The organism is Helicobacter sp. 219-2 (assembly GCF_030053225.1).
Classification (GTDB): Bacteria; Campylobacterota; Campylobacteria; order Campylobacterales; family Helicobacteraceae; genus Helicobacter; species Helicobacter pylori_C.
This window is the reverse complement of the sequence record NZ_JASGBS010000001.1, coordinates 703,066-717,170: the sequence shown is the minus strand read 5'-3', so window position 1 is coordinate 717,170 and position 14,105 is coordinate 703,066. Positions and strand designations below refer to the sequence as shown.

Sequence of the window (14,105 nt, the reverse complement as noted above, 5' to 3'; positions counted from 1 at the left end):
TAAAAATGGAAAAATTTGATGCGATTGAGTAACGCTGACTTAGAACGATTAAAAAACATGGCCAACACGCTGCGCTTTTTGTGTGCGGACATGATAGATAGGGCTAATAGCGGGCATCCGGGCGTGTGCTTGGGATTAGCCGATGTGATGGTGGTTTTAAGCTTGCACTTAAATCTAAACCCCACCAACCCTAAATGGCTTAATAGGGACAGACTGGTTTTTAGCGGAGGGCATGCGAGCGCGTTAGCGTATAGTTTGTTGCATTTGTGGGGCTTTGATTTGAGCTTGGAAGATTTAAAGCGTTTCAGGCAATTACACTCTAAAACCCCAGGACACCCCGAATTGCACCACACCGAAGGCATTGAGATCACGACCGGGCCTTTGGGGCAAGGTTTTGCTAACGCTGTGGGCTTTAGCATGGCGAGTCAATACGCTCAAAACCTTTTAGATAAACAAGCCATTTCTCATAAAGTCTATTGTTTGTGTGGGGATGGGGATTTGCAAGAAGGCATTAGTTATGAGAGCGCTTCTTTAGCCGGGCACCTCAACCTAAACAACCTCATTGTGATTTATGACAGCAACCAGATCAGCATTGAAGGCGCTATTAATATTAGTTTCAGCGAACAGGTCAAGATGCGGTTTTTAGCGCAAAATTGGGAAGTGCTAGAATGCGATGGGCATGACTATCAAGCGATTCATAACGCTTTAGAAGAAGCCAAAAAATCCACCAAACCCACGCTTTTAATCGCTCATACGATTATTGGTAAGGGGGCTATTGGCTTAGAGGGGAGTGAAAAAACGCATGGCTCGCCTTTAAATAAAGAAGTGTTAAAACAATCCAAAGAAAACGCTCAAATCAATCCTAATGAAAGCTTTATCATTAGCCCAAAAAACAAAATGCATTTTGAAGAAGTGAAAGTTAGGGGCGTTAGTTTAGAAGCCTTATGGGAAAAATCCTTAAGCCCTAAAGCAAAAGAAAAGATCCATGCGTTGAAGGATTTTGATTTTAGTGCCATCCATTACCCCGTTTTCAAAAAAGGCGAATCTCTAGCCACGAGAGTGAGTAACGGCATGATTTTAAACGCTATCGCTAAAGAATGCGAGGGCTTTTTGGGGGGGAGTGCGGATTTAGCCCCGTCTAATAACACGCAATTAAAACACTCTGGCGATTTCCCTTTAGGGCAAAACTTGCATTTTGGGATCAGAGAGCATGCCATGGGGGCTATCACTAACGCTTTAGCGGCGTATGGCTTGTTTGTGCCTTTTTGCGCGACCTTTTTTGTGTTTAGCGATTACTTGATGCCTAGCATTCGTTTGAGTGCTTTAATGAAACTAAAAGCCCTTTTTATTTTTACGCATGACAGCATTGGCGTGGGCGAAGACGGGGCCACGCACCAGCCCATAGAGCAATTGAGCCATTTACGCGCTTTGCCCAATTTCTACGCTTTCAGACCCAGCGACGCTTTTGAAAATACCGCTTGCATGCAAGTAGCGTTAAGTTTGAACGCTCCTAGCGGGCTTATTTTATCGCGCCAGAATTTACCCGTGCTTGATGAGGTTTCTAAAGAGCAGGTTTTAAAAGGGGCGTATGTTAAACACCATTCTAAAGATCCCATTATCACGCTCGTTGCGAGCGGGAGCGAAGTTTCCTTGGCTTTAGAGAGCGCTAAAATGTTAGAGCGAGAAAATATCCCCACTCAAGTGGTGAGCGTGCCATGCTTTGATTTATTAGTGGAACAAGATGAAAGCTATCTTAAAGAGCTTTTTAAGGGTAAAGTTTTAGTGATTGAAGCGAGCCGTGCGATAGAGTGGTATCGTTTTGCGGATAAAATCATTGGCATGGATTCTTTTGGGAGTTCAGCAAAGGGCGATAAACTCTTTGAAAAATTCGGCTTTAGCGTTGAAAACATCACCGCTCAAGCTAAAAGGTTACTCCACGCATGAACTTAGAAAAACTTTTTTCACAAAAACCCCCCCTATTTGTTTTTAGCTCTACCAGGCGTTTGAAACATTTCTATTTAGAGCAAGGCGAAGGGTTTTTGCCTAACGCAATGAGCATGGGGAGTTTTTTTGAACAGGCTTTTTACATCCCCAATAAAAAGAAAATCCCTAACAGCGTGCGGCTAATTTTAATGATAGACACCATTAAAGCTATCGCTAAAGAAAAAAAATCCATTCTTGAAGGGCTTTTGCTTTTTGAAAACAGCTTTTTGGGGTATTTGGAAAGCACTTCTTTTTTGTTTGATTTGTTTGATGAGTTGGGTTCGGCTTGTATCAAACTCAATGAACTTTCTTCTAAAGACATTTATTTGGATTATGAAAAGCATTTAGAAGTCTTAGAAATGATTTATAAGTGCTACATTAAAAAGCTAGAAGAATTAGGCTTTTATGACAAAATCATGCAAGAAAAGCCCACCATTTTAAAAGAATTTTTTGAACATTTTTCCTCCATTGAATGGCATTTAGACGGCTTTATGAGCGTTTTTGAAAGGCAATGCCTATTAGAAGTGGCCGAGTTAGTGCCTATCACTTTACACCTATCTTGCGATAAATACAACCAAAAATTTTTGGAATTTTTGAATCTCAAGTTAGAGACAGATTGCGATTATTCCATTGATTTTAAAACCCAAAAGATTCTCTCCCAAACGCCCAAGCGCCAAAAAATAGAGCCAAAGCTTTACGCCAACTCCAGTTATTTAAAACAAAGCGCTTTAGTTTTACAAACCATAGAAGAATATTTGCAAAAAGATAACGACCCTAATAAAATGGCGATCATCACACCTAATGCGGATTTTTTACCTTTTTTAAAACTCTTAGACAAAAACAACAATTTGAATTTCGCTATGGGATTAGGAGCTAGAAACAGCCCTTATTATACAGAGCTTCTCAAAATCTCAGAAGATTTAGAAACGAGCGGTTTTGATTTGAGCGCATCGCCTTTATTGGATTTGGAAAACCTCACGCTCGCGCTTTTAGAACAACAAAGCTCTAAAGAAAAAGCGCCATTAAAAGAAGCGCATTCTCAAATCATGCACCAGTATCATCTTTTAAAAGACACGCTTAAAAACTACAGCCTTAAAGATTTGTTGCATTTGTATTTGCAAGAATTTGAAGCCAATTTCCGCTTAGACGATTCTAGCGGAGGCAAAATACGAGTCATGGACACTTTAGAAACAAGGGGCATGCAATTTGATAAAATCGTTATTGTGGATTTCAATGAAACTTGTGTGCCAAGCCTTAAAGATTGCGATTTGTTTTTAAACTCTGCTTTAAGAAAATCACTCAACCTCCCCACTTTATTAGATAAGAAAAATTTGCAAAAACACTATTACTACCAGCTCTTTAAAAACTCTAAAGAAATGGTGCTTTCTTATATAGAGAGCGAAACTTCAAAAGTTTCTAACATGCTTTTAGAATTGGATTTGCATATAGAGCCTATCAAAGATGCTTACACGCTTTTTGAATCAACCCCTTTAAAAGACTACCAAGAAGAAGAAATCAAAGCCGCTATCCCTAAAGATTTTAGCTTTAGCGCTAGCTCATTGAACGCTTTTTTAACTTGCAAACGCCGTTTTTACTACCACTACATTAAGCGATTCAAAGAAAGCCCTAAAGATGAAAATAATAGTGCTATAGGCAGTTTGCTCCATGAACTTTTAAAAGAAGCTTATGAAAAAGATAAAAACCCCTATGCGTTAGAAGAAAGGCTCATTCAGCTCTTAGAAACAAAAGGAAACATTACCCCTAAAGAGCGTTTAGACACTCTTATAGCGCTTAAAAAAATCCAGGCTTTTTATGTTAAAGAAAAAGAACGCTTTCATGCAAAAATCAAAATCCTTGATCTTGAAAAAAGCTTTGAAACGACCATTCAAGGCGTTGCGTTTAAAGGGCGTATAGACAGGATTGACAAAACGGCTGACAATGAGATTATTTTATTGGATTACAAATTCAAAAGCGAGTTGAAATTAGACAACATGAGTGAAAAACAAAGAGGAAGTTTAAGCCCCATAGAAATCGCTCAAATAAGCGCTGATTATCAAATGGCCATCTATGCGTTTGCCCTTAAAAATTTGGGTTACAAAGGGCCTATAAAAGCCTTTTTTTATGACTTAAGAAAGGGCAAGTTATTAGAAGAAGAAGAGCCTATTTTGCAGGCTAAAATGGATTATTTAAAATCTTCTCTTATCCCCGAGCTCAAACAAGAAATTGATTTTGAAAAAACTCTAGAGATTAAAGATTGTGAATATTGCTCTTTTAAAGACATGTGCAACCGATGAAATCTAAAAAACTTTATTTAGCTTTAATCATAGGGGTTTTATTAGCGTTTTTAACCCTATCTTCATGGCTAGGTAATAGCGGTTTAGTGGGGCGTTTTGGGGTGTGGTTTGCCGCAATCAATAAAAAATATTTTGGGTATCTTTCATTGGTTAATTTACCCTATTTAGCGTGGGTTTTATTCCTTTTATACAAGACTAAAAACCCTTTTACAGAAATCGTTCTAGAAAAAACTTTAGGGCATCTGCTTGGCATTTTATCTTTGCTCTTTTTGCAATCTAGCCTGTTGAATCAAGGGGAAATCGGCAACAGCACGCGTTTGTTTTTGCACCCTTTTATAGGGGACTTTGGGCTTTATGCGCTTATAATGCTTATGATAGTTATTTCTTATTTGATTTTATTCAAACTGCCCCCTAAAAGCGTTTTTTATCCCTATATAAACAAAACACAAAGCCTTTTAAAAGAGATTTATAAACAATGCTTACAAGCCTTTAGCCCTAATTTTAGCCCCAAAAAAGAGGGTTTTGAAAACGCCCCATCAGACATTCAAAAAAAAGAAACCAAAAACGACAAAGAAAAAGAAAATCTCAAAGAAAACCCTATTGATGAAAACCACAAAACCCCTAACGAAGAATCGTTTCTAGCGATCCCTACCCCCTATAACACGACTTTAAACGCTCTAGAGCCGCAAGAAGGCTTAGTCCAAATTTCCTCCCACTCTCCTACCCATTACACCATTTACCCTAAAAGAAACCGATTTAATGACTTATCCAACCCCACTAACCCCACTTTAAAAGAGGTTAAACAAGAAACTAAAGAAAGAGAACCCACGCCTAAACCTGCCACGCTCAAACCTGTCATGCCCGCATCTGCGCCCAACACAGACAATGACAACAAAACAGAAAACCACAAAGCCCCAAACCACCCCATAAAAGAAGAAAATGTGCAAGAAGAAATGATAAAAGAAATGATAAAAGAAGAAGAAAACGAGGTGCAAAACGCTCCAAGTTTTAGCCCAATAACCCCCACAAGCACTAAAAAACCCGTTATGGTTAAAGAATTGAGCGAAAATAAGGAGATATTAGACGGATTGGATTATGGCGAAGTGCAAAAACCCAAAGATTATGAGCTTCCCGCAACGCAATTATTGAATGCGCTTTGTTTGAAAGACACTTCTTTAGATGAAAACGAGATTGACCAAAAAATCCAGGATTTATTGAGCAAACTGCGCACCTTTAAAATTGATGGCGATATTATCCGCACTTATTCAGGCCCTATTGTAACCACTTTTGAATTCCGCCCAGCCCCTAATGTTAAGGTGAGTCGCATTTTAGGCTTGAGCGATGATTTAGCGATGACTTTATGCGCTGAATCCATTCGCATTCAAGCCCCTATTAAGGGTAAAGATGTCGTTGGCATTGAAATCCCTAACAGCCAAAGCCAAACCATTTATTTAAGAGAAATTTTAGAGAGCGAATTGTTTCAAAAATCCAGCTCGCCCTTAACTCTAGCTTTAGGCAAAGACATTGTGGGTAACCCTTTCATCACGGATTTAAAAAAGCTCCCCCACTTGCTCATCGCTGGCACGACAGGAAGCGGTAAGAGCGTGGGCGTGAATGCGATGATTTTATCCTTACTCTATAAAAACCCCCCCGATCAACTCAAATTAGTGATGATCGATCCCAAAATGGTAGAATTTAGCATTTATGCGGACATTCCTCATTTACTCACGCCCATTATCACCGACCCTAAAAAAGCTATCGGGGCTTTACAAAGCGTGGCTAAAGAAATGGAGCGCCGATATTCTTTAATGAGTGAATACAAGGTTAAAACCATTGATTCTTACAATGAACAAGCCCCAAATAACGGCGTTGAAGCGTTCCCCTATTTGATTGTAGTGATTGATGAATTAGCGGATTTGATGATGACAGGGGGCAAAGAAGCGGAGTTTCCTATCGCTAGAATCGCTCAAATGGGGCGAGCGAGCGGCTTGCATCTCATTGTAGCGACCCAACGCCCAAGCGTGGATGTCGTAACCGGCTTGATTAAAACCAACTTGCCTTCAAGAGTGAGTTTTAGGGTAGGCACTAAGATTGATTCTAAAGTGATTTTAGACACCGATGGGGCGCAAAGCTTGTTAGGAAGGGGCGATATGCTCTTTACCCCCCCAGGAACGAATGGGTTAGTGCGCTTGCATGCCCCCTTTGCCACTGAAGATGAAATCAAAAAAATCGTGGATTTCATTAAAGCCCAAAAAGCGGTGGAATACGATAAAGATTTCTTGCTAGAAGAATCGCGCATGCCTTTAGACACCCCTAATTATCAAGGCGATGACATTTTAGAAAGGGCTAAAGCAGTGATTTTAGAAAAAAAGATCACTTCTACGAGTTTTTTACAACGCCAATTAAAAATCGGCTACAACCAAGCCGCTACCATTACTGACGAATTAGAAGCTCAAGGCTTTTTATCCCCAAGAAACGCCAAAGGCAACAGAGAAATTTTGCAAAACTTTTAGGTTTTGTTTTCATTGGATATTGGCAAACATTATTTTTAATTTTTAAAAAACTTTTCTCAATGATACAAACGATACCAACCCTTCACCTATTAATCAAATATTATCTGTGTATTCCCTAACTCCTAGTAAAATCACCTAAAAATTTCATATTCAAGGATAGCCATGAACCCCCAAACCCAACTAGCCACCAAAAAACCCTTAAAATCCCTTTTAGCCGCTAGTTCAGGCAATTTAGTAGAATGGTATGACTTTTACACTTATGCGTTCTTGGCGCCTTATTTTGCTAAGGAATTTACCCACACTAATGACCCCACTTTAGCGCTAATCTCAGCTTTTTTAGTTTTCATGCTAGGGTTTTTCATGCGTCCTTTGGGGAGTTTGTTTTTTGGTAAATTGGGGGATAAAAAGGGGCGTAAAACTTCTATGGTGTATTCCATTATCCTTATGGCGCTAGGCTCTTTTTTGCTCGCATTGCTCCCCACTAAAGAAATCGTAGGGGAATGGGCGTTCTTGTTTTTATTATTAGCCAGGCTTTTACAAGGCTTTAGCGTGGGAGGAGAATATGGCGTGGTCGCTACTTACCTCTCTGAATTAGGCAAGAACGGCAAAAAAGGTTTTTATGGCTCTTTTCAATATGTAACTTTAGTGGGAGGGCAACTCTTAGCTATTTTTTCACTCTTTATCGTTGAAAATATTTACACGCATGAGCAAATCAGCACGTTTGCTTGGCGTTATTTATTCGCTTTAGGGGGTATATTAGCCTTGCTCTCGCTCTTTTTAAGAAATATCATGGAAGAAACTATGGATAGTCAAACAATTTTTAAAACCACTATTAAAGAAAAAACCCAAAGAGGCAGTTTGAAGGAATTACTCAACCATAAAAAAGCCTTAATGATAGTCTTTGGGCTAACTATGGGAGGGAGTTTGTGTTTTTATACTTTTACGGTGTATTTAAAAATCTTTTTAACCAACAGCTCATCATTCAGCCCTAAAGAAAGCAGTTTTATCATGCTTTTAGCGCTCTCTTATTTTATTTTGTTGCAACCCTTGTGCGGAATGCTGGCTGATAAAATCAAGCGCACCCAAATGCTGATGGTTTTTGCTATCGCAGGGCTTATTGTAACGCCCATTGTCTTTTATGGCATCAAGCATGCTAGTGGCGTGTATGAAGCCCTATTTTATGAAATGCTTGCCTTGAGCGCGATGAGTTTTTACACTTGCATTGCTGGGGTCATTAAAGCGGAATTATTCCCTGAACATGTGCGAGCGCTTGGCGTGGGTTTAGCCTATGCGATTGCGAATGCGCTTTTTGGAGGGAGTGCGAGTTATATAGCGTTGCAATTCAAACAACATGGTTTTGAATGGGGGTTTGTGGGCTATGTCATGTTTAGTATTATTATCTTTATGGTTATGGTTATCATATTTCCTAAAAAAACCTATTTGGAATAAATCTTTATTTAATTTTTGCTATAATTTTTCCTTTTAAAAGGATTCTTGCATGCAAAATGGGTATTATGCGGCCACTGGAGCTATGGCGACACAATTTAACCGCTTGGATTTAACCTCTAATAATTTAGCTAATTTAAACACCAATGGCTTTAAAAGAGACGATGCGATTACAGGCGATTTTTTAAGGCTTTACCAACAATACCAAGAGCAGCTGCCCTTAGAAGATCAAACCAAAGCGAGTGCGAAGTATTTAAACCGCAATCTCAATCGTGTGCCTATTCTATCAGAAATCTATACGGATAGGAGTCTTGGCGCGTTTGAAGAAACGCATAACCCCCTGGATTTTGCCCTAACAAGCCCCAACCTCTATTTTGCGATACAAACTGATGAGGGCGTCGCTTATACCAGAGATGGGCATTTTAGCGTGGATAAAGATGGCTTTTTGGTAACTCTTAATGGCTTTAGGGTGCTTTCTCGCTCAGGCTTGAACGAAAAAGGAGGGATCATGCTCATGCCTGACGCTGAAATTGAAGTCAATCAAAACGGCGAAATCACTTTTAGGGATAATGAAGCCCCCATTCAAGCAGGCGCGTTAGCTTTAGTGAGTTTTAGCGAACCTAAAAATCTTAAAAAAATAGGGCAAAACCTTTATACCTATCAGGGCGAAGGCGTTCATCAAGTCTCTGACTCTGGCGCATTAAGGCAATACATGCTAGAAAAAAGCAATGTCAATGCGGTGCGCGAAATGAGCGCTTTGATTGGAATCAACCGCTTTTTGGACATGTATTCTAAAGTGCTAAAAACCCACCAAGACGACATGAACGCTGAAGCGATCAACAAACTCGCCTCAAAAGCTTAAAAACGAATGATTTAGGATTATTTTCAACTTGTGAGTCTGTAAGAATTTCTTTTGTCTCTTTGACTTGTGAAAAATTTTCATGTGCATGTGTTTGCATGTTTATTTTTTCTTTTTTATTGTTTAGTTCGTTGTGGTTCTTGTGTTTTAAGCTCGTTTGTAGTAAGATTATCCCCATTAAGGTTTGAGATGCTATAGTTGATGCCATCTCTGTAATCGTTAGAGAGTGTCGACTTGGTCTCTAATTCCCTTAATGTTTTTATCGCCCCATTAAAGCTTTTTTATTATCCACTTTATTATCAGCGTCCATTTTAAGATAGAACCATTCCAAAAGCTTGTAAAAAATTTCTTTCTGCTTCCACTAATCTTTAGCAAATCATTCTTTTGTAATTTGATTACGCCCTTTTAGCATGACCAACACCATATCTAAAGAGATCTTTTTTTATTTATAAATGTAATTTTATATTTTTACTCCAATTATTTATAAATGTAATTTTATATTTTTACTCCAACGCCAAGTCAATCAAAATTTGCCAATTCTCTTTATAGTGTTGGAGTTGCGACAAACTCTTTGTAAAGCTATTTTATTTGCCCTATTAAGTGGTATTCTAAAATGCTTTTTTGCTTTCTCTTGCATGCCTTAAACTCTAAATGCTTTAAGGGGTTAGCAATGGATAAAAGATGGGGTTTTTCACTTAAATTCAATACCACCACAAGCACATAATCATGGCTATAAGTTTGTGCTTGCTCATATTCTTTTTGGGTCAATCTCAATGTCCCTTGCTTTTCTCTAATCCCCTTAACTTCCACTAAAAACGCTTGCTTGTTGGTTTGAATATAGAAGTCATACCCATCGCCAAAAAGACGCATGTCTTTTAAATGCCCACAAGAAAATATTTTGATGTTTTTATAGTGGTTTAAGAAATACAATTCGGCTTCTAAACCTGTTTCTTGCATGCTTTTATAGCGGGTTTTGAGGTAAGCGTTAGGGGTAATGCCTAAATCTTTGACGCCGTATTGTTCTTGCAAAAACAATTTCACAATATAGCTAAAACCCTTAACGCTTTCATTTTCAAACAAACTATCAATCCATAATTTCCTATGGATATAGGCATCGCCTTTTTGCCACCAACCTTTGCGTTTGTTAGGAAAAAAATAATCAAATAAATCCATGCGATTTTTGATAACTCCAGTCGTGTCAGCTAGGCCAATTTGGACGCAATATTCAAAAAAAGCATTTTTAGTAGAAAAGCCAAATTCTTTAATAAAGTCATTATCAAATTTTGCCAAAGCATAGCCTATGAGATTTAAAATTTCATAGTTCTTATGTTTTGCCATAGAAGCTAAACGCCCTAATCAATCTTTAATATCGCTAAAAACGCTTCTTGGGGAAGCTCCACCTTGCCGATAGCTTTCATGCGTTTCTTGCCCTCTTTTTGCTTTTCTAAAAGTTTTCTTTTTCGTGTAATATCGCCCCCATAGCACTTAGCCGTTACATTCTTACCGACAGATTTAATCGTCTCTCTGGCGATGATTTTATTCCCCACGCTCGCTTGGATAGCGACTTCAAAAAGCTGTCTTGGGATAAGCTCTTTCATCGTTTCCACTAAAGCTCGCCCCTTTTCATACGCCTTGTTTTTATCTATGATGATAGAAAGCGCATCCACCACATCGCCTGCCACCCTCACATCCAACTTCACTAAATGGGCCTCTCTGTTTTCTATCGGCTCATAATCAAAGCTCGCATACCCTTTAGTGCAAGATTTGAGCTTGTCATAAAAATCCATCACAATTTCATTGCTCGGCAAGGAATAAGTGAGCATGACACGAGATTGGTTCAAATATTCCATTTTTTCTTGAATGCCTCTTTTATTATTCAATAACTGCATTAAATTACCCAAAAATTCACTCGGCGTGATGATCGTCGCCCTCACAAAAGGCTCTTTGATGCAAGCGATATGGTTTTCAGGGGGCAATTCGCTAGGGTTTTGGACATATTTGATGCTATTATCCGTTAAATGCACTTCATACACCACCGTGGGAGCGGTAGCGATGAGGTTAAGGCCAAATTCCCTCTCCAGCCTTTCTTTAATCACTTCCATGTGCAATAGCCCTAAAAAACCCACCCTAAAGCCAAAGCCAAGCGCCACAGAGCTTTCAGGCTCAAAATTTAAAGCGCAATCGTTAAGCTGGAGTTTCAATAACGCTTCTCTTAAATCTTCAAACCTGTCCGTTTCTATAGGGTAAAGCCCCGCAAAAACAAAGGGTTTAGCCGGCATAAAGCCTTCAATGGGTTTAGGGGTAGGGTTTTTAGCGTCTGTGAGCGTGTCGCCCACCGCAATATCCGTAACGCTTTTTAGCCCTAAACTCACAATGCCAATCTCACCGCATTCTAAACTTTTAGTTGGGATTTTTTTCAAAGGGTTAGGGTAGTATAGCCCTAAAACGCCGTGTTTTTTACCTGTTCCCATCACTAAAATTTCTTGCTCTGTGTTGATGCTCCCATCCATGATGCGCACCAACGCTAGCGCCCCTAAATAATTGTCAAACCATGAATCATAAATGAGCGCTTTTAAGGGAGCGTTAAAATCACCGCTAGGGGCAGGAATGGTCGTAATGATTTTTTCTAACAAATCTTTAATGCCAAGCCTGGCTTTAGCGCTCACTTCATTAGCATTAGAGCAATCAATCCCTATCGTGTCTTCTATATCCTGTTTGACTTCTACAACATTCGCATTAGGCAAATCAATTTTATTAATCACCGGTAAAATTTCTAAATGGTTATCTAAAGCGATATAAGTGTTGGCGATGGTTTGCGCTTCCACGCCTTGAGTGGCATCTACTACCAATAACGCCCCTTCGCACGAACACAAAGAACGCGACACTTCATAGCTGAAATCCACATGCCCTGGGGTGTCAATGAGGTTTAAAACATAATCCTCCCCCTTAAGCGTGTAATTTAAGCGCACGCTTTGAGCCTTAATCGTAATGCCCCTTTCTTTTTCAATATCCATCGTGTCCATCACTTGGCTCTTCATTTCTCTGTTACTGATAGCGTTGCACTCAGAAATCAAACAATCCGCTAAAGTGCTTTTACCATGGTCAATGTGAGCGATAATGGAAAAATTACGGATATTTTTCATTGGCACTTTTGGTTTCATCTCTCTTGTCCTAAATCTTTTAAAATAGCGTCAGTCAAACTCTCTGTGTCTAAGCCTAAGGATTTTTCCACTAAAGCGGTGTTCCCATGCATGATAAATTCGTCAACGATTTCAAAGCTTTTAACAGGCTTTAAAATATTTTGTTCGCTCAAAAACTCTAAAATTGCGCTAGCCACCCCCCCAAGCTTGTAATTATCGCTAAAAACATAGAGCTTTTGATAAGGGGCAACGATGGCACTTAAATTTTGATCTAAGGGCTTTAAAAACCTGAGATCCAACAGCGCGCACTCTATGTTTTTTTCCTTTAAAGCCAGTTGGACTAAATGCGCCCGCCCCACGCCATTACCATAGCCAATGAGTAAAATTTCGCCCTCTTTTTTCAATAATTCGCTTTGCCCTAAAACAAAACCGCTAGGCTCAAAAACCCCCTCTTTTAACGCAAACGACCCCCTAGGATAGCGGAACGCGCAAGGGCTTGAATCGTGTTCATTGGCAAAATGCACGGCGCTTTTTAAAGTCTCATTATCTCGTGGGGCAAAAATGACCATGTTGGGGATAGAGCGCAAATACGACACGTCTAAAAGCCCTTGGTGCGTTTCGCCGTCTTCGCCCACAATCCCAGCCCTATCAATGGCTAATTTAATCGGCAAGCTAGAAATGCAAGCGTCATGCACAATGGAATCATAAGCCCTTTGCAAAAAAGTAGAATAGATACTCACAAAAGGTTTAAACCCCTCTTTAGCCATAGCGCTGCTAGAAGTTAAAGCGTGTTGTTCAGCGATAGCGACATCAAAAAAGCGCAAAGGGTAAGCGTCAATGAGTTTGTCTAATCCTGTGCCGCTAGGCATAGCAGCGGTTACGCCTACGATTTTTTCATCTTTTTTGGCTAATTCTAAAAGGGTGTTAGAATACGCTTCAGTGGGCGATAAAATCGCACTTTTGGATTTTTTAGACAAGCCGGTATCCAAATCAAAAGGCCCCACCCCATGCCATTTTTCATACCGCCCTTCAGCGATTTTATAGCCTTTGCCCTTTAAGGTTTGTGCATGAATTAGCACTGGCTCTTTAAGCTCTTTGGCTAATTTTAAGGTTTCAATAATCGCGCTCAAATCATGCCCATTAATAGGCCCTATATAGTTAATGCCTAATTCTTCAAAAAACACGCCCGGGGTGATGAGTTTAAAAGATTCTTCAAAACGGCTCGCTAAGTAATTCACGCTTTCAGGTAAGGTGCTTAAGATTTTTTTAACTTTAGAGCGGAAAGACTGGTAAAACGGGCCTTTCATCAGCTGGCTAAGGGCTTTAGATAAGGCTCCAATAGGCGTGCTGATACTCATTTCATTATCGTTCAAAATCATGATCATGGGGTATTTCCTATCGCCCAGTTCATTTAAGGCTTCATAAAAAATCCCTGCGCTAATGCTCCCATCGCCCAATAAAGCTATGGGCATGCCTAGCGCTTGTTTCAAACAAAAAGCTTTAGCCACCCCCACGCCTATAGACACCGAAGTGGAGCTATGCCCGGCAATGAAATAATCGTATGCGCTCTCGCTGGGTTTAGTAAAGCCGCTCAAGCCTTTAAATTGCCTTAGAGTGCTAAAGCTTTCAAAACGCCCGGTTAAAAGCTTGTGAGCGTAAGCCTGGTGTGAAGTGTCAAAAATGAAAGGGTTTTTTTGGCAATCAAATAAGGCATGCATGCTTACAATCAGCTCCACAGCCCCTAAAGAAGAGCTTAAATGCCCCCCATTAGCGCTCACCACTTCTAAAATACGACTCCGTAGCGTTTGGCACACCAACTCCAAGCCTGCAATATCGTTAGGGTTTAAATCAAAAGTTTTATTTTGCAAAA

The 14,105-nt window shown here is 39.7% G+C and carries 8 protein-coding genes; 5 read left to right on the top strand and 3 right to left on the bottom strand.

From position 1 onward, the window contains the following. Positions 1–18 precede the first annotated feature (18 nt). From tkt to P6280_RS03555, 5 genes are all read left to right on the top strand, one after another. The gene (tkt, locus tag P6280_RS03575; RefSeq protein WP_283237020.1) at positions 19–1,944 is read left to right on the top strand and encodes a transketolase; all 1,926 of its coding nucleotides are present in this window, start codon (positions 19–21) and stop codon (positions 1,942–1,944) included. Beyond that, positions 1,941–4,277: an ATP-dependent deoxyribonuclease AddB gene (gene addB / locus P6280_RS03570; RefSeq protein WP_283237019.1), complete on the top strand. Its 2,337-nt coding sequence runs from the start codon at positions 1,941–1,943 to the stop codon at positions 4,275–4,277. Before tkt ends, addB begins: the two co-directional genes overlap by 4 nt. Further along, positions 4,274–6,790, top strand: a complete 2,517-nt coding sequence (locus P6280_RS03565; protein WP_283237018.1) for a DNA translocase FtsK — start codon at positions 4,274–4,276, stop codon at positions 6,788–6,790. The genes addB and P6280_RS03565 overlap by 4 nt, the downstream gene beginning before the upstream one ends. A gap of 162 nt (positions 6,791–6,952) precedes the next feature. Further along, positions 6,953–8,239, top strand: a complete 1,287-nt coding sequence (locus P6280_RS03560) for an MFS transporter (RefSeq protein WP_283237017.1) — start codon at positions 6,953–6,955, stop codon at positions 8,237–8,239. Positions 8,240–8,288: 49 nt separating this feature from the next. After that, positions 8,289–9,098: a flagellar hook-basal body protein gene (locus P6280_RS03555; protein WP_283237016.1), complete on the top strand. Its 810-nt coding sequence runs from the start codon at positions 8,289–8,291 to the stop codon at positions 9,096–9,098. 576 nt (positions 9,099–9,674) lie between these two features. Here P6280_RS03555 and P6280_RS03550 read toward each other — a convergent pair. From P6280_RS03550 to dxs, 3 genes are read right to left on the bottom strand one after another with little or no spacing between them, the layout of a single operon-like run. Beyond that, positions 9,675–10,433, bottom strand: a complete 759-nt coding sequence (locus P6280_RS03550; protein ID WP_283237015.1) for a protein NO VEIN domain-containing protein — start codon at positions 10,431–10,433, stop codon at positions 9,675–9,677. A gap of 14 nt (positions 10,434–10,447) precedes the next feature. Beyond that, the gene (gene lepA / locus P6280_RS03545; RefSeq protein WP_283237456.1) at positions 10,448–12,238 is read right to left on the bottom strand and encodes a translation elongation factor 4; all 1,791 of its coding nucleotides are present in this window, start codon (positions 12,236–12,238) and stop codon (positions 10,448–10,450) included. Between the two features lie 14 nt (positions 12,239–12,252). Then, entirely contained in the window at positions 12,253–14,103 is a 1,851-nt protein-coding gene (gene dxs / locus P6280_RS03540) for a 1-deoxy-D-xylulose-5-phosphate synthase (RefSeq protein ID WP_283237014.1), read from the bottom strand. Between the last annotated feature and the right edge of the window lie 2 nt (positions 14,104–14,105).

What these genes read in the sequence shown, in the direction of transcription:
- tkt (WP_283237020.1), top strand. Translation starts at nt 19, where the DNA reads ATGCGATTGAGTAACGCTGACTTAGAACGATTAAAAAACATGGCCAAC.
- addB (WP_283237019.1), top strand. Translation starts at nt 1,941, where the DNA reads ATGAACTTAGAAAAACTTTTTTCACAAAAACCCCCCCTATTTGTTTTT.
- P6280_RS03565 (WP_283237018.1), top strand. Translation starts at nt 4,274, where the DNA reads ATGAAATCTAAAAAACTTTATTTAGCTTTAATCATAGGGGTTTTATTA.
- P6280_RS03560 (WP_283237017.1), top strand. Translation starts at nt 6,953, where the DNA reads ATGAACCCCCAAACCCAACTAGCCACCAAAAAACCCTTAAAATCCCTT.
- P6280_RS03555 (WP_283237016.1), top strand. Translation starts at nt 8,289, where the DNA reads ATGCAAAATGGGTATTATGCGGCCACTGGAGCTATGGCGACACAATTT.
- P6280_RS03550 (WP_283237015.1), bottom strand. Translation starts at nt 10,433, where the DNA reads ATGGCAAAACATAAGAACTATGAAATTTTAAATCTCATAGGCTATGCT.
- lepA (WP_283237456.1), bottom strand. Translation starts at nt 12,238, where the DNA reads ATGAAAAATATCCGTAATTTTTCCATTATCGCTCACATTGACCATGGT.